Source organism: Streptomyces sp. NBC_01446 (assembly GCF_026340095.1).
In the GTDB taxonomy this organism is placed as follows: Bacteria; Actinomycetota; Actinomycetes; order Streptomycetales; family Streptomycetaceae; genus Streptomyces; species Streptomyces aureus.
Window position 1 is genome coordinate 6,192,799 of the sequence record NZ_JAPEPO010000001.1, and the last position, 22,219, is coordinate 6,215,017.

The 22,219-nt window shown below is 69.7% G+C and carries 21 protein-coding genes and 1 pseudogene; 13 read left to right on the forward strand and 9 right to left on the reverse strand.

What is annotated here, in order from left to right:
• Window positions 1-277 precede the first annotated feature (277 nt).
• Window positions 278-547, forward strand: coding sequence for a DUF2087 domain-containing protein (locus OG456_RS27735; RefSeq protein ID WP_266569457.1), 270 nt, complete (start codon window positions 278-280; stop codon window positions 545-547).
• A 64-nt stretch (window positions 548-611) separates the two neighbouring features.
• Here the strand turns inward: OG456_RS27735 and pgl are convergent, their stop codons facing one another.
• The 5 genes and pseudogenes from pgl to tkt form a co-directional block, all read right to left on the reverse strand.
• Window positions 612-1,391 (reverse strand): 6-phosphogluconolactonase, encoded by a 780-nt coding sequence (gene pgl / locus OG456_RS27740; protein ID WP_266565581.1) that lies wholly within the window; start codon window positions 1,389-1,391, stop codon window positions 612-614.
• On the reverse strand, window positions 1,391-2,461 hold the full coding sequence (opcA, locus tag OG456_RS27745; RefSeq protein WP_266565583.1) for a glucose-6-phosphate dehydrogenase assembly protein OpcA: 1,071 nt from the start codon (window positions 2,459-2,461) through the stop codon (window positions 1,391-1,393). Before opcA ends, pgl begins: the two co-directional genes overlap by 1 nt.
• On the reverse strand, window positions 2,458-3,990 hold the full coding sequence (gene zwf / locus OG456_RS27750; protein ID WP_266565585.1) for a glucose-6-phosphate dehydrogenase: 1,533 nt from the start codon (window positions 3,988-3,990) through the stop codon (window positions 2,458-2,460). Before zwf ends, opcA begins: the two co-directional genes overlap by 4 nt.
• A gap of 4 nt (window positions 3,991-3,994) precedes the next feature.
• A complete protein-coding gene (gene tal, locus OG456_RS27755) occupies window positions 3,995-5,113 on the reverse strand; it encodes a transaldolase (protein WP_266565587.1) in 1,119 nt (372 codons plus the stop codon).
• A 34-nt stretch (window positions 5,114-5,147) separates the two neighbouring features.
• Window positions 5,148-7,234, reverse strand: a pseudogene (tkt, locus tag OG456_RS27760) (transketolase).
• 312 nt (window positions 7,235-7,546) lie between these two features.
• Between tkt and OG456_RS27765 the strand changes: the two are divergent.
• From OG456_RS27765 to OG456_RS27775, 3 genes are all read left to right on the forward strand, one after another.
• Window positions 7,547-8,500 carry a heme o synthase gene (locus tag OG456_RS27765; protein ID WP_266565589.1) on the forward strand — a complete coding sequence of 318 codons (954 nt, stop codon included), beginning with the start codon at window positions 7,547-7,549 and terminating at the stop codon, window positions 8,498-8,500.
• 95 nt (window positions 8,501-8,595) lie between these two features.
• Complete coding sequence (locus OG456_RS27770) at window positions 8,596-8,943, forward strand: hypothetical protein (RefSeq protein WP_266565591.1); 348 nt, start codon at window positions 8,596-8,598, stop codon at window positions 8,941-8,943.
• A gap of 95 nt (window positions 8,944-9,038) precedes the next feature.
• A complete protein-coding gene (locus OG456_RS27775; protein WP_266565593.1) occupies window positions 9,039-10,169 on the forward strand; it encodes an amidohydrolase family protein in 1,131 nt (376 codons plus the stop codon).
• 22 nt (window positions 10,170-10,191) lie between these two features.
• On the opposite strand, the gene OG456_RS27780 is transcribed toward OG456_RS27775, so the two are convergent.
• From OG456_RS27780 to OG456_RS27795, 4 genes are all read right to left on the reverse strand, one after another.
• The gene (locus tag OG456_RS27780; RefSeq protein WP_266565595.1) at window positions 10,192-11,196 is read right to left on the reverse strand and encodes a heme A synthase; all 1,005 of its coding nucleotides are present in this window, start codon (window positions 11,194-11,196) and stop codon (window positions 10,192-10,194) included.
• 78 nt (window positions 11,197-11,274) lie between these two features.
• Window positions 11,275-12,042: an ABC transporter permease gene (locus OG456_RS27785; protein WP_266565597.1), complete on the reverse strand. Its 768-nt coding sequence runs from the start codon at window positions 12,040-12,042 to the stop codon at window positions 11,275-11,277.
• 26 nt (window positions 12,043-12,068) lie between these two features.
• Window positions 12,069-12,992 carry an ABC transporter ATP-binding protein gene (locus tag OG456_RS27790; protein WP_266565599.1) on the reverse strand — a complete coding sequence of 308 codons (924 nt, stop codon included), beginning with the start codon at window positions 12,990-12,992 and terminating at the stop codon, window positions 12,069-12,071.
• A gap of 55 nt (window positions 12,993-13,047) precedes the next feature.
• A complete protein-coding gene (locus OG456_RS27795; RefSeq protein ID WP_266565601.1) occupies window positions 13,048-13,848 on the reverse strand; it encodes an aminoglycoside N(3)-acetyltransferase in 801 nt (266 codons plus the stop codon).
• A gap of 160 nt (window positions 13,849-14,008) precedes the next feature.
• Between OG456_RS27795 and OG456_RS27800 the strand changes: the two genes are divergently transcribed.
• The 9 genes from OG456_RS27800 to OG456_RS27840 all read left to right on the forward strand — a co-directional run bounded on the left by OG456_RS27800 (window position 14,009) and on the right by OG456_RS27840 (window position 22,151).
• A complete protein-coding gene (locus tag OG456_RS27800) occupies window positions 14,009-14,770 on the forward strand; it encodes a metalloregulator ArsR/SmtB family transcription factor (protein ID WP_266565603.1) in 762 nt (253 codons plus the stop codon).
• Window positions 14,767-16,191 (forward strand): Fe-S cluster assembly protein SufB, encoded by a 1,425-nt coding sequence (gene sufB, locus OG456_RS27805; RefSeq protein ID WP_266565605.1) that lies wholly within the window; start codon window positions 14,767-14,769, stop codon window positions 16,189-16,191. The genes OG456_RS27800 and sufB overlap by 4 nt, the downstream gene beginning before the upstream one ends.
• A 60-nt stretch (window positions 16,192-16,251) precedes the next feature.
• A complete protein-coding gene (sufD, locus tag OG456_RS27810; protein ID WP_266565607.1) occupies window positions 16,252-17,433 on the forward strand; it encodes a Fe-S cluster assembly protein SufD in 1,182 nt (393 codons plus the stop codon).
• Window positions 17,433-17,765, forward strand: a complete 333-nt coding sequence (locus OG456_RS27815) for a non-heme iron oxygenase ferredoxin subunit (RefSeq protein WP_266565609.1) — start codon at window positions 17,433-17,435, stop codon at window positions 17,763-17,765. The genes sufD and OG456_RS27815 overlap by 1 nt, the downstream gene beginning before the upstream one ends.
• Window positions 17,766-17,772: 7 nt before the next feature.
• Complete coding sequence (sufC, locus tag OG456_RS27820; protein WP_100592409.1) at window positions 17,773-18,537, forward strand: Fe-S cluster assembly ATPase SufC; 765 nt, start codon at window positions 17,773-17,775, stop codon at window positions 18,535-18,537.
• The gene (locus tag OG456_RS27825) at window positions 18,534-19,790 is read left to right on the forward strand and encodes a cysteine desulfurase (RefSeq protein ID WP_266565611.1); all 1,257 of its coding nucleotides are present in this window, start codon (window positions 18,534-18,536) and stop codon (window positions 19,788-19,790) included. The genes sufC and OG456_RS27825 overlap by 4 nt, the downstream gene beginning before the upstream one ends.
• Before the next feature lie 16 nt (window positions 19,791-19,806).
• Window positions 19,807-20,268 (forward strand): Fe-S cluster assembly sulfur transfer protein SufU, encoded by a 462-nt coding sequence (gene sufU, locus OG456_RS27830; protein WP_100592411.1) that lies wholly within the window; start codon window positions 19,807-19,809, stop codon window positions 20,266-20,268.
• On the forward strand, window positions 20,265-20,597 hold the full coding sequence (locus OG456_RS27835) for a metal-sulfur cluster assembly factor (RefSeq protein ID WP_100592412.1): 333 nt from the start codon (window positions 20,265-20,267) through the stop codon (window positions 20,595-20,597). Before sufU ends, OG456_RS27835 begins: the two co-directional genes overlap by 4 nt.
• A gap of 159 nt (window positions 20,598-20,756) precedes the next feature.
• On the forward strand, window positions 20,757-22,151 hold the full coding sequence (locus tag OG456_RS27840) for a hypothetical protein (RefSeq protein WP_266565614.1): 1,395 nt from the start codon (window positions 20,757-20,759) through the stop codon (window positions 22,149-22,151).
• Window positions 22,152-22,219 lie beyond the last annotated feature (68 nt).

Here is a 22,219-nt window from a genome sequence, read left to right on the forward strand (position 1 = left end):
ATTGGGGTGCGCCGCCGCCCCCGGCGGGTGACACTGCTCCGGTCGCGTCACCTGCCGGGAGGACCCCATGGACCAGCTCATGTCCGCGCTCGCCGACCCCGAACGACTGAAGCTCTACGCGCGGATCGTGCTGGACGAGCTGGAGCCGCGTGACGAGGACTCCCCGGCCGTCCGCAAGCACCTGGGGCGACTCGTCTCCACCGGGCTCGTCGAGCGACGGCCGGACGGAACGCTGCGGGCGGACCCCTCCGTGTTCCGCCGCGAGCGCCCGGCGGAGATCCATCCCGCCGTGCCGCGCCGCCTCACGGGGTTCTTCGCCCGCGGCCGCCTCACCTCGATCCCGGTCCGTGCCACCGTGCGCCACGAACTCCTCGTCCACCTCACGGACACGCTCTTCGACACCGAGCGCACCTACACCGAGGGCGAGGTCAACGACGCGTTCCGCACCGTCCACGAGGACACCTCGGCGCTGCGCAGGCACTGCGTGAGTGACGGGCTGCTCGTACGTGAGCGCGACGGCAGCAGCTACCGCAGGGCGCACGCGTAGGGGCCCCACACCAGCCAACTACGGTGCGGGGCCCCTGCGTTCGTGTCGTCTCGCGTGGCGAGCCTCAGGCGACGTGCGGCGGATACAGCTCGGGCGGAAGCTGCGAGGCAGCCGCCGAGTCGAGCAGCCACAGGGTGCGCGAGCGGCCGTACGCGCCCGCGGCCGGCGCCTGGATCTCACCCGCGCCGGACAGCGCGATCGCCGCGGCCTCCGCCTTGTCCTCGCCCGCCGCGAGCAGCCACACCTCGCGCGCGGCCCGGATCGCCGGGAGCGTGAGCGAGACGCGGGTGGGCGGCGGCTTGGGCGCACCGTGCACACCGACGACGGTGCGCTCGGTCTCCCGGACCGCCGGCAACTCGGGGAAGAGTGACGCGACATGCGTGTCCGGGCCGACCCCCAGCATCAGGACGTCGAACGTCGGCACCGGGCCGTGGTCCTCCGGCCCCGCCGCGGCGGCCAGTTCGGCGGCGTACACCTGCGCGGCGGCGTCCACCTCGTACGGGCCGTCCGAAGCCGGCATCGGGTGCACCCGGTCCGGGTTCAGCGGCACCGAGTCGAGGAGCGCCTCGCGCGCCTGCGTGTAGTTCCGCTCGGGGTCGCCGTCCGGCAGGAACCGCTCGTCGCCCCACCACAGATCGAGGCGCGTCCAGTCGACCGCGTCCCGGGCGGGGGCGGCCGAGAGGGCGGCCAGGAGTCCGTTGCCGTTGCGCCCGCCCGTCAGGACGATGGACGCGTAGCCGCGGGCGGCCTGGGCGTCCACGATCTTCGTGATGAGCCGGGCCGCGGCGGCCTGCGCCATCAGCTCCTTGTCGCGGTGCACCACCAACTGGGGTGCCGTGCTCATCACTTGGCGGCCGCCTTCGAGGCGGACTTCTTGGCGGCGGACTTGGCGGGCGCCTTCTTGGCCGCTGCCTTCTTCGCGGGAGCGGGAGCGGTGGCCGGTGCGGCCGTGTCGGCCGCGGGCTCCTGCCCACCCGTCGCCGTCGCCCGGTCGCCGAGCCGGTCCACGCCGAACTTCAGCGCCGCCGCGTACGTGTCGTCCGGGTCGAGACGGCGCAGCTCCTCCGCGATCAGCTCGGACGTCTCGCGGCGCTTGAGGGCCACCGCGCGGTCCGGCTGGCCCTCGATCGACAGTGTGGCCAGCGAACCGTCCGGGCGATCGAGCACGATGGCGCCGCAGTCCGTCTGCATACGCACGGCCGTCAGGCCGGGGCCCGACGACACCGACCGCTTGACCGGCACGTCGAGCCGGCCCGCGAGCCACATGGCGAGCAGTTCGCAGCTCGGGTTGAACTCCTCGCCCTCCACCTCGACCGAGTTGACCTTGCAGGTCACCTGGTCGAGAGCGGCGGCGAGCATGGAGCGCCACGGCGTGATCCGGGTCCACGACAGGTCCGTGTCGCCGGGCGTGTAGGCGCCGGCGCGGGCCTCCAGCTCGTCGTTGGGCTGCTCCGCCGCGTACGTGTCCGTCACGCGGCGCTGGGCCAGCGCGCCCAGCGGGTCCTTGGCCGGGTCGAGCGGCGCGTTCACCGGCCACCAGGCCACGACCGGGGCGTCCGGCAGGAGCAGCGGCAGGACGACCGACTGGGCGTGGTTGATGACCTCGCCGTACAGCCGCAGGATGACCGTCTCCCCGGTCCCCGCCTCCACGCCGACCCGCACCTCGGCGTCGAGCCTCGACGTCGTGCGGTCACGCGGCGAACGGGAGACGCGCTTGATGACCACGAGGGTCCGCGAGGGGTGCTCGCGGGACGCCTCGTTGGCGGCCTTCAGCGCGTCGTAGGCGTTCTCCTCGTCGGTCACGATGACGAGGGTGAGCACCATGCCGACGGCGGGGGTGCCGATGGAGCGGCGGCCCTGCACGAGCGCCTTGTTGATCTTGCTGGACGTGGTGTCCGTGAGGTCGATCTTCATGGCCGGCGCCAGCTCCGTCCGTCTCGTGCGAGCATCTCGTCCGCCTCGGCGGGCCCCCACGTGCCGGCGGGGTACTGGGCCGGCTTGCCGTGCTTGTCCCAGTACTTCTCGATCGGGTCGAGGATGTTCCAGGACAGCTCGACCTCCTCCGTGCGCGGGAAGAGGTTCGAGTCGCCGAGCAGGACGTCCAGGATCAGCCGCTCGTACGCCTCCGGGCTCGACTCCGTGAACGACTCGCCGTACGCGAAGTCCATCGACACGTCCCGGATCTCCATGGAGGTGCCGGGCACCTTGGAGCCGAAGCGGACCGTGATGCCCTCGTCCGGCTGGACGCGGATGACGATCGCGTTCTGGCCGAGCTCCTCCGTCGCCGTGTGGTCGAAGGGTGAGTGGGGCGCGCGCTGGAAGACGACGGCGATCTCGGTGACGCGGCGGCCGAGGCGCTTGCCGGTGCGCAGATAGAAGGGGACGCCCGCCCAGCGGCGGTTGTCGACCCCCAGCTTGATCGCCGCGTAGGTGTCGGTCTTCGACTTGGGGTCGATGCCGTCTTCCTGGAGGTAGCCGACGGCCTTCTCGCCGCCCTGCCACCCGGCCGCGTACTGGCCGCGGACCGTGTGCTCGCCGAGCTCCTTGGGCAGCCGGACCGCGCCGAGCACCTTGGCCTTCTCGGCGACGAGCGCGTCCGCGTCGAAGGAGGCGGGCTCCTCCATGGCGGTGAGGGCCATGAGCTGGAGGAGGTGGTTCTGGATGACGTCGCGGGCGGCGCCGATGCCGTCGTAGTAGCCGGCGCGGCCGCCGATGCCGATGTCCTCGGCCATCGTGATCTGCACGTGGTCGACGTACGACCGGTTCCAGATCGGCTCGAAGAGGGTGTTGGCGAAGCGCAGGGCCAGGATGTTCTGGACGGTCTCCTTGCCGAGGTAGTGGTCGATCCGGAACACCTGGTCCGGGGCGAACACCTCGTGCACGATCGCGTTCAGTTCCTTGGCCGACTCGAGGTCGTGGCCGAACGGCTTCTCGATGACCGCGCGGCGCCACGAACCCTCGGGCGCGTCCGCGAGGCCGTGCTTCTTCAGCTGCTGCACGACCTGCGGGAAGAACTTGGGGGGAACGGAGAGATAGAAGGCGAAGTTGCCGCCCGTCCCCTGCGCCTTGTCGAGCTCCTGCATCGTCGACTTCAGGCGCTCGAAGGCGTCGTCGTCGTCGAAGTTGCCCTGGACGAAGCGCATGCCCTGGACGAGCTGCTGCCAGACCTCCTCGCGGAAGGGCGTACGCGCGTGTTCCTTGACCGCGTCGTGCACCTCCTGCGCGAAGTCCTCGTCCTCCCATTCGCGTCGGGCGAAGCCGATCAGTGAGAAGCCCGGCGGAAGCAGACCCCGGTTGGCGAGGTCATAAACGGCGGGCATCAGCTTTTTACGGGACAAATCGCCCGTGACACCGAAGATGACCAGACCCGACGGCCCCGCGATACGCGGGAGCCGTCGGTCTGCGGCGTCACGGAGCGGGTTCGCTCCATGAACTGGGGTCAAGATCTCAGCCCTCCGAAGGGGCGAGGCGCTGGAGCTCCGCCTCGGTCGACTTGAGCAGGTCGTTCCAGGACGCCTCGAACTTGTCGACGCCCTCGTCCTCGAGCACCTGCACGACGTCGTCGTACGAGATGCCGAGCTTCTCGATAGCCGCGATCACCGTGCGGGACTGGTCGTACGTCCCGGCGATCGTGTTGCCGGTGATCTCACCATGGTCGGCGGTCGCGTCGAGCGTGGCCTCCGGCATGGTGTTGACGGTGCCGGGCGCGACCAGGTCCACGACGTACAGGGTGTCCTTGTACGCAGGGTCCTTCACGCCGGTCGACGCCCACAGGGGGCGCTGCTTGTTGGCCTGCGCCTTGTCGAGCGCGGCCCAGCGGTCGGAGGAGAAGACCTCCTCGAACGCCTCGTAGGCGAGACGGGCGTTGGCCAGCGCGGCCTTGCCCTTGAGCGCCTTGGCCTCGTCGGTACCGAGGGCGTCCAGGCGCTTGTCGATCTCCGAGTCCACGCGGGAGACGAAGAAGGACGCCACCGAGTAGATCTTGGAGAGGTCCAGGCCCGCGGCCTTCGCCTTCTCCAGACCCGCCAGGTACGCGTCCATGACCTCGCGGTAGCGCTTCAGCGAGAAGATCAGCGTCACGTTCACGCTGATGCCCTTACCGATGACCTCGGTGATCGCGGGCAGGCCCGCCTTCGTCGCCGGGATCTTGATGAGCGTGTTGGGGCGGTCCACCAGCCAGGCCAGCTGCTTGGCCTCGGCGACGGTGGCCGCCGTGTTGTGGGCCAGGCGCGGGTCGACCTCGATCGACACGCGGCCGTCCTGGCCCTCGGTCGCGTCGAAGACCGGACGCAGGATATCGGCGGCGTCACGGACGTCCGCCGTCGTGATCATGCGGATGGCCTCGTCGACGGTGACCTTGCGGGTGGCGAGGTCGGCGAGCTGCTGCTCGTAACCGTCACCGTGCGAGATCGCCTTCTGGAAGATCGACGGGTTGGTCGTGACGCCCACGACGTGCTGCTGGTCGATCAGCTCGGCAAGGTTGCCGGAGGTGATCCGCTTGCGCGACAGGTCGTCCAGCCAGATCGCGACGCCCTCTTCGGAGAGGCGCTTCAGTGCGTCTGTCATGGAAAATGCATCTCCTACGTGTCGTATATGAGCGTCAGCGCTGGGCTGCGGCGAGGGATTCCCGGGCGGCCGCGGCCACGGCGTCACCAGTGAAGCCGAACTCCCGGAAGAGGACCTTGCCGTCGGCGGAGGCACCGAAGTGCTCCAGCGAAACAATCCGACCGGCGTCACCGACGAAGCGGTGCCACGTCAGACCGATACCGGCCTCGACCGCGACGCGCGCCTTGACCGACGGCGGCAGGACCGAGTCCTTGTACCCCTGGTCCTGCTCGTCGAACCACTCCACCGACGGCATGGACACGACCCGCGTCGGGATCCCCGCGGCCTGAAGCTGCTCACGCGCCTCGACGGCGAGCTGCACCTCGGAACCGGTACCGATGAGGATCACCTGCGGCCGGCCGCCCTCGGCGTCGAGCAGGACGTAACCACCCTTGGCCGCGTCCTCGTTCGCCTCGTACGTGGGCACGCCCTGACGGGTCAGCACGAGGCCGTGCGGAGCGCCCTTGCCGAACACCTTCGTGTACCGCTTGAGGATCTCGCGCCAGGCGATCACGGTCTCGTTGGCGTCCGCGGGGCGGACGACGTTCAGACCGGGGATCGCGCGCAGCGCCGCCAGGTGCTCGACCGGCTGGTGCGTCGGACCGTCCTCGCCCAGGCCGATCGAGTCGTGCGTCCACACGTACGTGACCGGCAGGTGCATCAGGGCCGACAGGCGGACCGAGTTGCGCATGTAGTCGGAGAACACGAGGAAGGTGCCGCCGTAGATGCGGGTGTTGCCGTGCAGCGCGATGCCGTTCATCTCGGCGGCCATCGAGTGCTCGCGGATGCCGAAGTGGATCGTGCGGCCGTACGGGTCGGCCTCCGGCAGCGGGTTGTCCGCGGCAGGAACGACGACGTCTTGTCGATCGTCGTGTTGTTCGAGCCCGCCAGGTCGGCGGAGCCGCCCCACAGCTCGGGGATGACCGGGCCGAGCGCCTGGAGGACCTTGCCGGACGCGGCGCGGGTCGCGACACCCTTGCCGGTCTCGAAGGTCGGCAGGTGCGACTCCCAGCCCTCGGGCAGGTCGGTCGCCTCGATGCGGTCGTACTCGGCGGCACGCTGCGGGTTGGCCGTGCGCCAGGCGGCGAACGACTTCTCCCACTCGGCCTTCGCCTCGCGACCGCGGTCCAGGGCCTCACGCGTGTGCGCGATGACCTCGTCGGCGACCTCGAACGACTTCTCCGGGTCGAAGCCGAGCACGCGCTTGGTGGCCGCGACCTCGTCGTCGCCGAGCGCCGAGCCGTGCGCGGCCTCGGTGTTCTGCGCGTTCGGCGCGGGCCAGGCGATGATCGAGCGCATCGCGATGAAGGACGGACGCTCCGTCTCGGCCTTCGCGGCCTCGATCGCGGCGAACAGGGCCTCGGGGTCGAGGTCGCCGTTCTCCTTCGGCTCCACGCGCTGCACGTGCCAGCCGTAGGCCTCGTACCGCTTCATGGTGTCCTCGGAGACCGCGGTCTCCGTGTCACCCTCGATCGAGATGTGGTTGTCGTCCCACAGCAGGACGAGATTGCCGAGCTTCTGGTGACCGGCCATCGAGGACGCCTCCGAGGAGATGCCCTCCTGGAGGCAGCCGTCGCCGGCGATCGCGAAGATGTGGTGGTCGAACGGGGAGGTGCCGGCGGCCGCCTCGGGGTCGAACAGTCCGCGCTCGAAGCGGGCGGCCATCGCCATGCCCACGGCGTTGGCGACACCCTGGCCGAGCGGCCCGGTCGTCGTCTCGACGCCCGTCGTGTGCCCGTACTCCGGGTGACCCGGGGTCTTGCTGCCCCAGGTACGGAACGCCTTCAGGTCATCGAGCTGCAGACCGAAACCGGCCAGGTACAGCTGGATGTAAAGGGTCAGGGACGAGTGTCCCGCGGACAGCACGAACCGGTCGCGCCCGACCCAGTCGGCGTCCGCCGGGTCGTGCCGCATCACCTTCTGAAAGAGGGTGTACGCGGCCGGTGCCAGGCTCATCGCCGTACCCGGATGGCCGTTACCGACCTTCTGTACGGCGTCCGCGGCCAGGACACGAGCGGTGTCAACGGCCCGCTGGTCCAACTCGGTCCACTGGAGGTCTGTGGTGGTCGGCTTGGTGCTCACCCTGGGTCAGGGCTCCTCTCCACATGTCGAATGCCGGTGATGATGGGCTCACCGGCTGTTGTCGAGCCTACCCCTGCGAGTACGCGCATTTTTTCGACTCAATCCAGACTGCCGGGCCGTGCCGGAATCCGCCTCCTGACAGGCATCCGCGCCGCCCGACAAGTGAATGCGCGACCGCTCATCTGGGGTGCCCCGAAACACGAACCCACCCCCGCGAAGAGCGAGGTATAGGCAACGTCTACAGTGGCGTGGTACGCGCGAGCCTTTACCGGGACTTCACATCCGGGGGCTTGCTGGGAGTCTCTGTCAGGGGTGTGCGTGACGGCCGTCGAATCCCGTCCTGCGGGGCAACTCGGGACGAGCATCAGCCCGAGCCAACGGCCGTTCGGGGCCCGGTTCAAAGCATTCGTGGCGCTGACCAAGCCACGGATCATCGAACTGCTGCTGATCACCACGGTTCCGGTCATGTTCCTCGCACAGCAGGGTGTGCCCGACCTGAAGCTGGTGTTCCTCACCTGCCTCGGCGGCTACCTCTCCGCGGGTGGCGCCAACGCGCTGAACATGTACATCGACCGTGACATCGACGCGCTCATGGAGCGCACATCGCAGCGTCCACTGGTCACCGGGATGGTCAGCCCCCGGGAGTGTCTCGCCTTCGGCATCGCCCTCGCGGTCATCTCCACACTGCTGTTCGGGCTGACCGTCAACTGGCTGTCCGCCTGGCTCTCGCTCGGCGCGCTCCTCTTCTATGTGGTCGTCTACACGATGATCCTGAAGCGCCGCACCTCGCAGAACATCGTCTGGGGCGGCATCGCCGGCTGCCTGCCGGTCCTCATCGGCTGGTCCGCGGTCACGAACTCGATGTCGTGGGCCCCGGTCATCCTCTTCCTCGTCATGTTCTTCTGGACGCCGCCGCACTACTGGCCGCTGTCCATGAAGGTCAAGGACGACTACGCGCGCGTCGGCGTGCCGATGCTGCCCGTCATCGCCTCCAACAAGGTGGTCGCGAAGCAGATCGTCATCTACAGCTGGGTGATGGTCGCCGTCTCCCTGCTCCTGACGCCGCTCGGCTACACCGGCTGGTTCTACACCGCGGTCGCCCTGCTGGCCGGCGGGTTCTGGCTGTGGGAGGCGCACGGGCTGCAGAACCGCGCCAAGGCCGAGGTGGCGGGCGCGAAGCTCAAGGAGATGCGCCTGTTCCACTGGTCGATCACCTACGTCTCGATCCTCTTCGTGGCGGTCGCGGTGGACCCCTTCCTGCGCTGACCCACCCAGGAACCTTTCCGACGGGCGGGGGGAGTGGCCAAGGCCACGCCCCCCGCCCGTCGCCAGTTGATCTACCTCTCAGTAGCATCCTGTTCATGGCAGACACTCAAGCGGTTGACGACCCGAAGCAGGCGGCGAAGGACGAGCGCAGGGCCGCCCGGCTCGCCCGGGAGATCGGGACGTTCGCCAAGCAGCACGGCGGCGCCGAGGGGCAGCTCGCGTACCTCGGGGAGCGCGGCACGCGCATCGCGCTCGTCGGCGAGGACGGCGGCTGGGGCAACCTCGTGGCACCTTCCGACGCCATCGCCCGCAAGGCCGTCGAGAAGGCCGGGATCACCGTCCGCGAGGACTTCGACGGCGAAATGGCCGCCAAGGTGAAGACCGGACCGTACGAGTGGACCCGCATGGCGGGCATCCAGGTCGGCGGCCCGAGCAACAAGTAGCCGGCCGTCCAATGCGTCAGGTGTACGAGACCAACACCTGACGCAGGTTTCACCCGTTAGGACCGTAGAAGCACGGTCCATCTACGGGAGCCCGGATGATCGACACGCCATCCCTCGTGGACCAGTACTGCCACGGGGTACTGCGCACGGAACTCGGCCTCGGCACGTTCGAGGCCCATCTCGGCCGGGGCGACCGCCCGCCCGCCCCCGGTACCACCTTCTTCGACACCCAGACCGGCTTCGCCGTACGCCGCTGGTGTCCGCCGCTCCTCGGCCTCGAACCGCACTGCCCACCCGCCCGCTACCTCGCGCGCCGCCGCGAACTGGGCGTCATGGAGTCGGGTCGCAGACTGCTGCGGGGCAGCGGCATCACCACGTACCTGGTCGACACGGGACTGCCGGGCGACCTCACCGGGCCCCGCGAGATGGCCTCGGCCGGCGACGCGGACGCGCACGAGATCGTCCGCCTCGAACTCCTCGCCGAGCAGGTCGCCGACACCTCGGGCACCGTCGAGTCGTTCCTCGCCAACCTCGCCGAGTCCGTGCACGCCGCCGCCGCGAACGCCGTCGCGTTCACCTCCGTGGCGGGCGTACGGCACGGCCTCGCGCTCGCGCCACAGCCGCCGGGACCCGGCGAAGTACGGGGAGCCGCGGGGCGCTGGCTCGCCGCCCGCCGCGTCGGCGGACCCCTCACCGACCCCGTGCTCCTGCGCCACCTTCTGTGGATCGCGGTGGCCTCGGGCCGGCCGCTGCAACTCCACGCGGGCCTCGGCGAACCCGGCCTGCGCCTCGACCGCACCGACCCGGTCCTGCTCACCGACTTCGCCCGCGCCACGGCGGGACTCGGCACGGACCTGATCCTGCTGCACGGCTACCCGTACCACCGCCATGCGGCGCACCTCGCCGGAATCTTCCCGCACGTGTACGCGGACCTCGGCCCGGCGCTCGCCCGTACCGGGGCGCGTGCGGCGGCCGTACTCGCGGAGATCCTCGAACTCGCGCCGTTCGGCAAGCTGCTGTTCTCCAGCGGCGCGCACGGGCTGCCGGAGCTGCATGTGGTGGGGGCGCGGCTGTTCCGCGAGGCGCTCGGGCGGGTGCTCGGCGGCTGGGTCGCGGACGGCGCGTGGTCCCTCGCGGACGCGCAGCGGGTCGCCGGGATGATCGGCTCGGTGACGGCCGACCGGGTCTACGGCCTCAGCGGCACGGGCGCCGCGCGGGGCGGCTGACCCGGTCCACGGGCTGTTCGGTTCAGACGCGGGAGAGGGCCGGGTCCGCCTGGGCCGGGACCTCCGCCGTGCCCAGCGGGCGCTCCCGCAGCGACAGCAGGACCCGCAGGACCGCGATCCACACCAGGGCCGAGCCCAGCATGTGCAGGCCGACGAGGACCTCGGGCAGGTCGGTGAAGTACTGGACGTAGCCGATGACGCCCTGCGCGAGCAGCACGAGGAACAGGTCGCGGGTGCGGTGCAGGGGGCCCTTCGGGGCATCGACCGCCTTGAGGACGAACCACAGGGCGAACGCCAGCGTCACCACGATCCAGGCCAGGACCGCGTGCGCCTTGCTGATCGTCTCCCAGTCGAGCGGCATGCGCGCCACGTCGCTGGAGTCGCCGGCGTGCGGGCCCGAGCCCGTCACCACCGTGCCGACCATGATCAGCGCCACCGTGGCCGCCGTCAGGATCCAGACGAGCTGCTGTACCGCCTTGCCGACGAGGGGACGCGGCTCGGCGTCACCCTCACGGGTGCGCTGCCACATCACCGTGGCGACCGCGATCAGCGCGGTGGACAGCAGGAAGTGGGCCGCGACCGTGTACGGGTTGAGGCCGACGAGGACGACGATGCCGCCGAGGACGGCGTTGCCCATGACGAGCCAGAACTGGGTCCAGCCGAGCCGGGTCAGGCCGCGCCGCCACGGCTTCTGTGAACGGGCGGCGATGATCGCCCAGCCGACCGCGGCGCACAGGACGTACGTCAGCATGCGGTTGCCGAACTCGATGGCTCCGTGGAAGCCCATCTCGCTCGTCGCGGTGAGGGACTGGTCGGTGCACTTGGGCCACGTCGGGCAGCCGAGGCCCGAGCCGGTCAGGCGCACCGCGCCGCCAGTGACCACGATGACCACCGTCATGACGACGGCGGAGAGCGCGGCGCGCCGGACCGTCCGCTGAGCGGGGGTCCAGCGTTCGGCGATGAAGGCGAGCGGGTTGCGCACGGCTTGGGCGGCGTCGGCCGGGGTCACGTTTGGCACGGAGCCCATCGTAGGACGCCGCTTGTGCATGCCTTCACGAGGGGGCCGATCCGGGACGATTGTGACGCGCCGCACGTGCCGTACGCGTTACTCCCAGCGGAAGAAGCGCGCCGCGGCGCCCAGGCCGAGGACCGCCCAGACCGCGAGGATCCCGAGGTCGCCCCACGGCATCGCCGCGCCGTGCTGGAGGACGTCCCGCAGCCCGTCGGAGAGCGCCGAGATCGGGAGCAGGCCGAGGACGGACTGGGCCGCGTCCGGGAACTTGTCGAGCGGCACGATGACGCCGCCGCCGACGAGCAGGAGCAGGAAGACCAGGTTCGCGGCGGCCAGTGTCGCCTCTGCCTTGAGCGTGCCCGCCATCAGCAGACCGAGCCCGGAGAACGCGGCCGTGCCGAGGACGAGCAGGAGCAGTACCGCGAGCGGGTTGCCGTGCGGCGACCAGCCGAGCGCGAAGGCGATCACCGTCACGAGGATCACCTGGAGGACCTCGGTGACCAGCACGGACAGCGTCTTCGCGGTCATCAGGGCCCAGCGCGGCAGCGGCGAGGACGCGAGCAGCTTGAGCACGCCGTAACGGCGCTCGAAGCCCGTCGCGATGGCCTGGCCGGTGAACGCGGTCGACATCACGGCGAGCGCGAGGATGCCCGGGGCCAGGAAGTCCACGGCCTTCCCGTCGCCCGTGTCGACGATGTCGACCGCGCTGAACAGGACGAGCAGCAGGGTGGGGATGATGACGGTGAGCAGCAGCTGCTCACCGTTGCGCAGCAGCATCTTCGTCTCGAGTGCCGCCTGCGCCGCGATCATGCGGGAGAGCGGGGCGGCCCCCGGGTTCGGTGTGTATGTGCCGGCGCTCACCCGCGTGGTTCCTTGCTGGGCCGTGCTCATCCGCGCAGCTCCCGTCCGGTCAGTTCCAGGAATACGTCTTCGAGGGTGTGGCGCTCGACGGAGATTCGGTCCGGCATCACACCGTGCTGGGCGCACCAGGAGGTGACCGTCGCCAGGAGCTGCGGGTCGATCTTGCCGCTCACCCGGTACGAGCCCGAGGTGAGCTCGGCCGCGGCGGAGTCGGCGGGCAGGGCCTTGAGGAGGGAGGCCACGTCGAGGCCGGGGCGGCCGATGAAGCGGAGCGTGTTCTCCGCGCCGCCGCGGCACAGCTGCTCCGGGGAGCCCTGCGCGATGACCCGGCCCGCGTCGATGATCGCGACGTCGTCGGAGAGTTCCTCCGCCTCGTCCATGTGGTGCGTGGTGAGGATGACGGAGACGCCGTCGGACCGCAGATCCCGTACGAGATCCCAGGTCGCGCGGCGTGCCTGCGGGTCGAGGCCGGCGGTCGGCTCGTCCAGGAAGACGAGCTCGGGGCGGCCGACGACGGCCATGGCGAGCGCGAGGCGCTGCTGCTGACCGCCGGAGAGCCTGCGGTAGGTGGTGCGGCCGCAGCTGCCGAGGCCGAGGCGCTCGATGAGGGCGTCCACGTCCAGGGGATGCGCGTGCAGTTTCGCCACATGGCGCAGCATCTCGTCCGCGCGGGCGCCGGAGTAGACGCCGCCGGACTGGAGCATCACGCCGAGGCGGGGGCGCAGTTCGCCGGACTGGGCGACGGGGTCGAGGCCGAGGACCCGGACCGTTCCCGCGTCGGGCCGGCGGTAGCCCTCGCATGTCTCGATCGTGGTGGTCTTTCCGGCGCCGTTGGGGCCGAGGACGGCGGTGATGCCGGCCGAGGCCTCCAGATCGAGGCCGTCGACCGCGGTCTTGGTTCCGTACCGCTTGACCAGACTCTGGATCCGGACGACGGGCTCGCTTCGCATGAGCGCCAAGTCTAGGGACGCGTCGCGCGTCCCCGGCGGGCGGGGCCCATGGTGTTCAGGACCGGTGTCTCGCCAGCCACCCCTGGGCGTACGCGACCGCGTCGGCCACGGGGAAGAGCCGGGCGTCGGCCGCGCCCACCCGGCCTCGTACGACCCCGCCGTCGCGTTCGAGCGCCGCGCCGAGTTCGTCGAACCCGTCCCCGCTGATGTCGATCTCGGTCACCGTCTCCCAGCGCCGGCCCCCGTCGGGGGTGAGGACCGCGCGGCCCATCACAGTCCTCCTCGGGGAGGGGATCCGGTACTCGGCGAGATGGAAGGACGTACAGGTGGCGAACCTCGTGCCGAGGAGGAGCACGCGCGCGTCGCGTTCCTCCAGGCGGGCCAGCGGACTGTCCTCGCCGAGTGAACAGTCGGTGGCGTGACCGTGCGTGATCGAGGCGGCCTGCGGGCCGACTGCCGCGAACGACGTCTGGGGGTGCGCACTGCGCAGGGCCCCGGGCCAGCGGCGCGCGGTCTCCGCGATCACGCCCATGCCCTCACTGGGCGTGACGGCCGGGTCGTACGCGGGCATCGACGCGCGGATCCCGGCCCACCACTCCTGGGGTACCGGAGGCCTGCGCCACTGGGCGGGGTCGGAGTTGCCGCCGGTGTGCGTGGGGACGGTGAGTGTCCCGTCCGGACCGAGCGTGTGGAGCAGTCCCTGGACCACGGAAACGGCGCCTCCGCAGACCCAGCCGAGCGCGCTGAGGGAGGAGTGCAGGAGGAGGGTATCGCCGGGCCGGACGCCGAGTGCGCGCAGGTCGGCGATGAGGGTGCTTCGTGTGACAAGTGGGCCGGTGGGAGGGGGTACGGGCATGGCTCGCAGTCTCCCCGCAGGGGTGCGGCGGAGCCACCGAATTGATCGATCAAAGATCGTTTCCGCAGGTCACCTTAGGTATGCCTAAGTGATGCAGCGCACCGGAGATCGTTCCGGGCCCCGCTTGTCAGGCCTTGAGGAATTACGCAACAATGGCGTTGTGAAATACGTTGGCGAGGCTCAGGAGGCTCCCCAGGGAGCCCCGCAGGAGGAGATCGCGACCGGTGAGCGCTCGACGCGCAACCGGGTCGCCCGCTCCATCCTGGATCACGGCCCGTCCACCGTCGCCGATCTGGCCGGACGCCTCGGTCTCACCCAGGCCGCCGTTCGCCGCCACCTGGACGCGCTGGCCGCCGACGAGGTCGTCGAAGCACGTGAACAGAAGATCTACGGAGCCCGTACGCGCGGCCGTCCCGCCAAGGTGTTCGCCCTGACGGACTGCGGCCGGGACGCCTTCGACCAGTCCTACGACAAGCTCGCCGCCGACGCCCTGCGCTGGATCGCGCAGCGCGAGGGCGGGGAGGAGGCCGTCATCGCCTTCGCCCGCGCCAGGATCGCCGAGCAGGCCGGTGCGTACCGGGCGGCCGTCGAGTCCGCCGCCCCCGAGGAGCGCACGGAAGCCCTAGCCAAGGCCCTGAGCGCCGACGGGTACGCTGCTACGGCGCGAAGCGCACCGGTCGGCGAGCAGCTGTGTCAGCACCACTGCCCGGTCGCACACGTCGCCGAGCAGTTCCCGCAGCTGTGCGAGGCGGAGACCGAGATCTTCTCCCAGCTGCTCGGCACACATGTGCAGCGGCTGGCCACCATCGCCCACGGCGACGGGGTGTGTACGACCTTCATTCCGAAGATCGCACCCAAGACCACCGCCCCAAAAAACGACACAAACGCATCTGCAAGCACCGCCGGGAGGAACCCCGCATGACGCTCCCCATCGAGGAGACTGCCCACCCCGAGCTCGAGGGTCTGGGCAAGTACGAATACGGCTGGGCCGACTCGGACGCCGCCGGTGCCTCTGCCAAGCGCGGCATCAACGAGGACGTCGTCCGCGACATCTCGGCCAAGAAGTCCGAGCCGGAGTGGATGACCAAGCTCCGCCTCAAGGGCCTGCGCCTCTTCGGCAAGAAGCCCATGCCGAACTGGGGCTCGGACCTGTCGGGCATCGACTTCGACAACATCAAGTACTTCGTGCGGTCCACCGAGAAGCAGGCCCAGTCCTGGGAGGACCTGCCCGAGGACATCAAGAACACGTACGACAAGCTCGGCATCCCCGAGGCGGAGAAGCAGCGCCTCGTCGCCGGTGTCGCGGCCCAGTACGAGTCCGAGGTCGTCTACCACCAGATCCGCGAGGACCTGGAGGAGCAGGGCGTCATCTTCCTGGACACCGACACGGCCCTGAAGGAGCACCCGGAGCTCTTCAAGGAGTACTTCGGCACGGTCATCCCGGTCGGCGACAACAAGTTCGCGTCGCTGAACACGGCCGTGTGGTCCGGCGGATCCTTCATCTACGTCCCCAAGGGCGTACACGTCGAGATCCCGCTCCAGGCCTACTTCCGTATCAACACGGAGAACATGGGCCAGTTCGAGCGGACGCTGATCATCGTCGACGAGGACGCCTACGTCCACTACGTCGAGGGCTGCACGGCGCCGATCTACCAGTCGGACTCCCTGCACTCCGCGGTGGTCGAGATCATCGTGAAGAAGGGCGCCCGCTGCCGTTACACGACCATCCAGAACTGGTCGAACAACGTCTACAACCTGGTCACCAAGCGCGCCGTGGCGTACGAGGGCGCGACCATGGAGTGGATCGACGGCAACATCGGCTCCAAGGTCACCATGAAGTACCCGGCCGTCTACCTGATGGGCGAGCACGCCAAGGGCGAGACCCTGTCCATCGCCTTCGCCGGCGAGGGGCAGCACCAGGACGCCGGGTCCAAGATGGTCCACATGGCGCCCAACACCTCCTCCAACATCGTGTCGAAGTCGGTGGCCCGTGGCGGCGGCCGTACCTCGTACCGCGGTCTGGTCGAGATCGGTGAGGGTGCCGCAGGCTCCAAGTCGAACGTGCTGTGCGACGCGCTGCTCGTCGACACCATCTCCCGCTCCGACACGTACCCGTACGTCGACGTCCGCGAGGACGACGTGTCCATGGGCCACGAGGCGACGGTCTCCAAGGTCTCCGACGACCAGCTCTTCTACCTGATGAGCCGCGGCATGACGGAGTTCGAGGCGATGGCGATGATCGTGCGCGGCTTCGTCGAGCCGATCGCGAAGGAGCTGCCGATGGAGTACGCCCTCGAGCTCAACCGGCTGATCGAGCTGCAGATGGAAGGCGCCGTCGGCTAACGCCGCAAGCCCGTCCGTCAGCACACGTCTTGAACTGAGAAAGAGAGCACTACGACAGCCATGGCTGAGGCTCAGAACATCCCGGCGGCGGGGTCCACGACCGCCGGCTCGATCGCGGTGGCCGCAGAGTCGACCGTCGCCACGCGCATGAGCGCGCCCCCGTCCTACGACGTCGCGGACTTCCCCGTCCCGCACGGCCGTGAGGAGGAGTGGCGGTTCACGCCGCTCGAGCGGCTGCGCGGCCTGCACGACGGGACGGCGGTCGCCCAGGGTGGCCTGCGCGTCGAGGTGACCGCCCCCGCGGGCGTCACCCAGGAGACCGTCGGGCGCGACGACGCCCGCGTCGGCAAGGCCGGCAAGCCGGTGGACCGGGTCGCCGCCCAGGCGTTCTCGTCCTTCGAGAAGGCCTCGGTCGTGTCCGTCCCCAAGGAGACGGTGCTCACCGAGCCCATCCGTATCGCCGTGCACGGCGAGGGCGGCACCGCCTTCGCGCACCAGGTCATCGAGCTCGGCGCGTTCGCCGAGGCCGTCGTGGTCATCGACCACACCGGTGACGCGGTGCTCGCCGCCAACGTCGACTACATCCTGGGCGACGGCGCCAAGCTGACCGTCGTCTCCGTCCAGGACTGGGACGAGAAGGCCGTCCACGTCGCGCAGCACAACGCGCTCGTCGGCCGCGACGCCTCCTTCAAGTCCGTCGTCGTCACCTTCGGCGGTGACCTGGTCCGGCTGCACCCGCGCGTGAACTACGCGGGCCCCGGCGGCGAGGCCGAGCTGCTCGGCCTGTACTTCACCGACGCCGGCCAGCACCAGGAGCACCGCCTCCTCGTCGACCACGCAGCCCCGCACTGCAAGTCGAACGTCGCCTACAAGGGCGCGCTCCAGGGCCAGGACGCGCACGCCGTATGGATCGGCGACGTCCTCATCGAGGCGACCGCCGAGGGCACGGACACGTACGAGCTGAACCGCAACCTCGTACTGACCGACGGCGCCCGCGTGGACTCGGTCCCGAACCTGGAGATCGAGACCGGCGAGATCGTCGGCGCGGGCCACGCCTCGGCGACCGGCCGCTTCGACGACGAGCAGCTCTTCTACCTGCGCTCGCGCGGCATCTCGGCCGACGATGCCCGCCGCCTCGTGGTCCGCGGCTTCTTCGCCGAGCTCGTCCAGCAGATCGGTCTGCCGGACGTCCAGGAGCGCCTGCTCGCCAAGATCGAGGCCGAGCTGGAGGCTTCCGTCTGATGGCCTTCGACCGTGCCCGGTTCACCCGGGCCTGCGGATTGAGCGAGCTGGAGGAGGACACCCCGAAGCGGGTGGAACTCGACGGCACGCCGATCTCGGTCGTCTACACCGAGGGCGAGGTGTTCGCGATCAACGACATCTGCTCGCACGCGAACGTGTCGCTCTCCGAGGGCGAGGTGGAGGACTGCCAGATCGAGTGCTGGCTGCACGGCTCCGCGTTCGACCTCCGCACCGGCAAGCCGTCCGGCCTTCCCGCGACGCGCCCCGTCCCCGTTTACCCCGTAAAGATCGAAGGGGACGACGTGCTCGTCTCCCTCTTCCAGGAGTCCTGAGGCACCCATGGCAACGCTTGAAATCAAGGACCTGCACGTCACCGTCGAGGCCGACAACTCCACCAAGGAGATCCTCAAGGGCGTCGACCTGACCGTGAAGCAGGGCGAGACGCACGCCATCATGGGCCCGAACGGCTCCGGCAAGTCGACCCTCGCCTACTCCATCGCGGGTCACCCCAAGTACACGATCACCCAGGGCACCGTCACCCTCGACGGCGAGGACGTCCTCGAGATGTCCGTCGACGAGCGCGCCCGCGCCGGCATGTTCCTCGCCATGCAGTACCCGGTCGAGGTCCCCGGCGTCTCGGTCTCCAACTTCCTGCGCACCTCGGCCACCGCGATCCGCGGCGAGGCCCCCAAGCTGCGCACGTGGGTCAAGGAGGTCAAGACCGCGATGGAGCAGCTCCAGATGGACCCTGCCTTCGCCGAGCGCAACGTGAACGAGGGCTTCTCCGGCGGTGAGAAGAAGCGCCACGAGATCCTCCAGATGGAGCTCCTCAAGCCGAAGATCGCGATCCTCGACGAGACCGACTCCGGCCTCGACGTCGACGCGCTGCGCCAGGTCTCCGAGGGCGTCAACCGCGTCCGCGAGACCGGCGAGGTCGGCACCCTGCTGATCACGCACTACACGCGCATCCTGCGCTACATCAAGCCGGACTTCGTCCACGTCTTCTCGCAGGGCAGGATCGTCGAGTCCGGCGGCCCCGAGCTCGCCGACAAGCTCGAGGCCGAGGGCTACGAGGCATACACGAAGGGCGGCGCATCCGCGTGACACAGCTGCCGGGCCTCCTCGACACCGAGGCGATCCGCAAGGACTTCCCGATCCTCGACCGGGTACTTCACGACGGCAAGAAGCTCGTGTACCTGGACAACGCGGCGACCTCGCAGACGCCGCGCCAGGTCATCGACGCGCTCAGTGAGTACTACGAACAGCACAACGCCAACGTCCACCGGGGCGTGCACGTGCTCGCCGAGGAGGCCACGGCGCTGTACGAAGGTGCGCGTGACAAGGTCGCGGCCTTCATCAACGCGCCGAGCCGCGACGAGGTCATCTTCACCAAGAACGCCTCCGAGTCGCTCAACCTCGTGGCGAACATGCTGGGCTGGGCCGACGAGCCCTACCGCGTGGACCACGAGACCGAGATCGTCATCACGGAGATGGAGCACCACTCCAACATCGTGCCGTGGCAGCTGCTCTCGCAGCGCACCGGCGCGAAGCTGCGGTGGTTCGGGCTGACCGACGACGGCCGCCTCGACCTCTCCAACATCGACGAGATCATCACCGAGAAGACGAAGATCGTCTCCTTCGTCCTCGTCTCGAACATCCTGGGCACCCTCAACCCGGTCGAGGCCATAGTGCGCCGCGCCCAGGAGGTCGGCGCCCTCGTCCTCATCGACGCGTCCCAGGCCGCCCCGCACATGGTGCTCGACGTGCAGGCGCTGCAGGCCGACTTCGTGGCCTTCACCGGCCACAAGATGTGCGGCCCGACGGGCATCGGCGTCCTGTGGGGACGCCAGGAGCTCCTCGAGGACCTGCCGCCCTTCCTGGGCGGTGGCGAGATGATCGAGACCGTCTCCATGCACTCGTCGACGTACGCGCCGGCGCCGCACAAGTTCGAGGCGGGTACCCCCCCGATCGCCCAGGCCGTCGGCCTCGGCGCGGCCGTGGACTATCTGACTTCGATCGGCATGGACAAGATCGCCCAGCATGAGCACGCGATCACCGAGTACGCGGTGAAGCGGCTGCTCGAGGTCCCGGACCTGCGGATCATCGGTCCGACCACGGCCGAGGACCGCGGCGCCGCGATCTCGTTCACGCTCGGTGACATCCACCCGCACGACGTGGGTCAGGTCCTGGACGAGGAAGGCATCGCGGTCCGCGTGGGTCACCACTGCGCCCGCCCCGTCTGCCTGCGCTACGGAATTCCTGCGACCACGCGAGCGTCGTTCTATCTGTACTCCACGCCCGGCGAGATCGACGCGCTGATCGACGGCCTGGAGCACGTACGGAACTTCTTCGGCTGAGGGGCTGGCTGGGAACGTGAAGCTGGATTCGATGTACCAGGACGTCATCCTGGACCACTACAAGCACCCGCACGGGCGCGGTCTGCGAGATGGCGACGCCGAGGTGCACCACGTCAATCCGACGTGCGGCGACGAGATCACGCTGCGCGTGAAGTACGACGGCTCGACGATCAGTGACGTCTCGTACGAGGGCCAGGGCTGCTCGATCAGCCAGGCTTCGGCCTCTGTTCTGAACGAGCTGCTCGTCGGCAAGGACCTGGCCGAGGCGCAGAAGATCCAGGAGACCTTCCTGGAGCTGATGCAGTCGCGGGGCAGGATCGAGCCCGACGACGCGATGGAGGAGGTGCTGGAGGACGCGGTCGCGTTCGCCGGTGTCTCCAAGTACCCGGCCCGTGTGAAGTGCGCCCTCCTGAGCTGGATGGCGTGGAAGGACGCGACGGCCCAGGCGCTGGACGGCGCGGAGAGGAAGACGGCATGAGCGAGACTGTGACCACCAAGCCGGCGTCCGAGGAAGAGGTCCGCGAGGCCCTCTACGACGTCGTCGACCCCGAGCTGGGCATCGACGTCGTCAACCTCGGCCTGATCTACGGCATCCACATCGACGACGCGAACATCGCCACGATCGACATGACGCTGACGTCCGCGGCCTGCCCGCTGACCGACGTCATCGAGGACCAGGCGAAGTCGGCCACCGACGGCATCGTGAACGAGCTCCGGATCAACTGGGTCTGGATGCCGCCGTGGGGTCCGGACAAGATCACCGACGAGGGCCGCGAGCAGCTGCGCGCGCTCGGCTTCAACGTCTGACCGGTCCTCCCCGGTCTGCCATACCTGTACGGCCCCCTGTGCTCCCGGCACGGGGGGCCGTGCTGTGTGCTGTTCGCCCCCAGGACGCGGGGCGTACGCCCGTCGTTGGCCCGGGTGACCGAAGGTTCTCGTCGACACCCGCCCCGATGAGAGGCCCTCATGCAGCACTCCCTTTCCCCGTTCCGCCGCAGAGCCGTCGCCGTCACGGGCGGAGTGCTCACGCTGGCCCTCGCGGGCCTCAACAGCCCGGCTGGCGCCGCGAGTTACGGGACTCCGACGATCGCACTCTCCGCCGCGTACGTCTCAGGGGCGGTCGGCGCCACGGGCGACCCGGTCGTGACCGTCACCGTCGGCCAGAGCGGTGCCGACGCGTCGGCGCTGACCGTGGCCGCGTCCGCGAGCACCAAGTCGTCCGTCGCCGGCACGGGGAACGTCACCGTCACCGGGTCGGGCGCCACCCGGCAGGTGTCCGTCGCCGCGCAGGGCCGGGGCTACACCGACCTCACTCTCAAGGTGACCGGCGTGGACGGCAAGACCGCCACCAAGACGCTTCACTACGCCGCCTCGGCCGCCGTGCAACAGGGCCCCGACACCCGCTACTTCACCGGTTCCAGTGACGCGTCCGCCGCCGTCGACGCGGGCGGCGGTTACGTCCTGGTCGCCGACGACGAGTCCAACGTCCTGCGCCTGTACAGCGGTTCGGTCTCCGGCGCGCCCGTGAAGACCTGGGACTTCAGCTCACAGCTCGGCGTGTCCAAGGAGGTCGACATCGAGGGCGCCACGCGCGTCGGCGACACCGTCTACTGGACCGGCTCCCTCGGCAACAACAAGGACGGCGAGTACAAGTCGCCCCGGAACACGGTCTTCACGACCACCGTGAGCGGCAGCGGGGCCGCGACGCAGCTGTCGTACGGCAAGGCGTACCAGAAGCTGCGGGACGACCTGGTCGCCTGGGACGAGGCGAACGGGGACCGCTACGGGTTCGCCGCCGGCACCGAGGCCGGGCAGGTGCCCAAGCAGATCGACGGGTTCAACGTCGAGGGCCTCGAATTCGCGCCCGGGTCGACCAGTACCGCGTACATCGGGTTCCGCGCGCCGCTCGTGCCGCCGAAGGACGGGGGCCGGGCGCTCATCGTGCCCGTCACCAACTTCGACAAGGTCGTGGCGAGCGGCACGAAGCCCGAGTTCGGGACGCCCGTCGAGCTGGACCTGGGCGGGCTCTCCGTGCGCGACATCCGTAAGAACGCCGCGAACCAGTACCTGATCGTGGCCGGCAGCTGGGCCGCCGACGACAACTCCGACCCGTACGCCCTGTACCAGTGGGACGGCGTGGCCGGGCACGCGCCGGTCAAGCGGATGGACCTGCCGACCAGCGACGCCGGCGGCTGGGAGGCCGTGGTGAGCGTGCCCGACCTGACCCAGTCCGGCGCCCGCGCGCAGCTGCTGACCGACAACGGCTCCGCCGACCTCTACGGCGACGGCACCGAGGCCAAGGACCTCACGCACCCGGAGTGGAAGAAGTCCAGGGCCGCCTTGTTCGGCGTCACCGACTAGTCGGTGGGCAGGGCGAGGACGGCACGTGGGCCGTCCTCGCCCTGCCCCGAGGGCAGCGGGTCCGAAGC

Excerpts from the sequence above, each read along its gene's own strand:
- sufB (WP_266565605.1), top strand. The coding sequence starts at position 14,767 with ATGACGCTCCCCATCGAGGAGACTGCCCACCCCGAGCTCGAGGGTCTG.
- OG456_RS27770 (WP_266565591.1), top strand. The coding sequence starts at position 8,596 with ATGGCAGACACTCAAGCGGTTGACGACCCGAAGCAGGCGGCGAAGGAC.
- OG456_RS27815 (WP_266565609.1), top strand. The coding sequence starts at position 17,433 with ATGGCCTTCGACCGTGCCCGGTTCACCCGGGCCTGCGGATTGAGCGAG.
- OG456_RS27780 (WP_266565595.1), bottom strand. The coding sequence starts at position 11,196 with ATGGGCTCCGTGCCAAACGTGACCCCGGCCGACGCCGCCCAAGCCGTG.
- tal (WP_266565587.1), bottom strand. The coding sequence starts at position 5,113 with ATGACAGACGCACTGAAGCGCCTCTCCGAAGAGGGCGTCGCGATCTGG.
- OG456_RS27795 (WP_266565601.1), bottom strand. The coding sequence starts at position 13,848 with ATGCCCGTACCCCCTCCCACCGGCCCACTTGTCACACGAAGCACCCTC.
- sufD (WP_266565607.1), top strand. The coding sequence starts at position 16,252 with ATGGCTGAGGCTCAGAACATCCCGGCGGCGGGGTCCACGACCGCCGGC.
- OG456_RS27790 (WP_266565599.1), bottom strand. The coding sequence starts at position 12,992 with ATGCGAAGCGAGCCCGTCGTCCGGATCCAGAGTCTGGTCAAGCGGTAC.
- OG456_RS27840 (WP_266565614.1), top strand. The coding sequence starts at position 20,757 with ATGCAGCACTCCCTTTCCCCGTTCCGCCGCAGAGCCGTCGCCGTCACG.
- opcA (WP_266565583.1), bottom strand. The coding sequence starts at position 2,461 with ATGAAGATCGACCTCACGGACACCACGTCCAGCAAGATCAACAAGGCG.
- OG456_RS27775 (WP_266565593.1), top strand. The coding sequence starts at position 9,039 with ATGATCGACACGCCATCCCTCGTGGACCAGTACTGCCACGGGGTACTG.
- OG456_RS27835 (WP_100592412.1), top strand. The coding sequence starts at position 20,265 with ATGAGCGAGACTGTGACCACCAAGCCGGCGTCCGAGGAAGAGGTCCGC.
- pgl (WP_266565581.1), bottom strand. The coding sequence starts at position 1,391 with ATGAGCACGGCACCCCAGTTGGTGGTGCACCGCGACAAGGAGCTGATG.
- sufC (WP_100592409.1), top strand. The coding sequence starts at position 17,773 with ATGGCAACGCTTGAAATCAAGGACCTGCACGTCACCGTCGAGGCCGAC.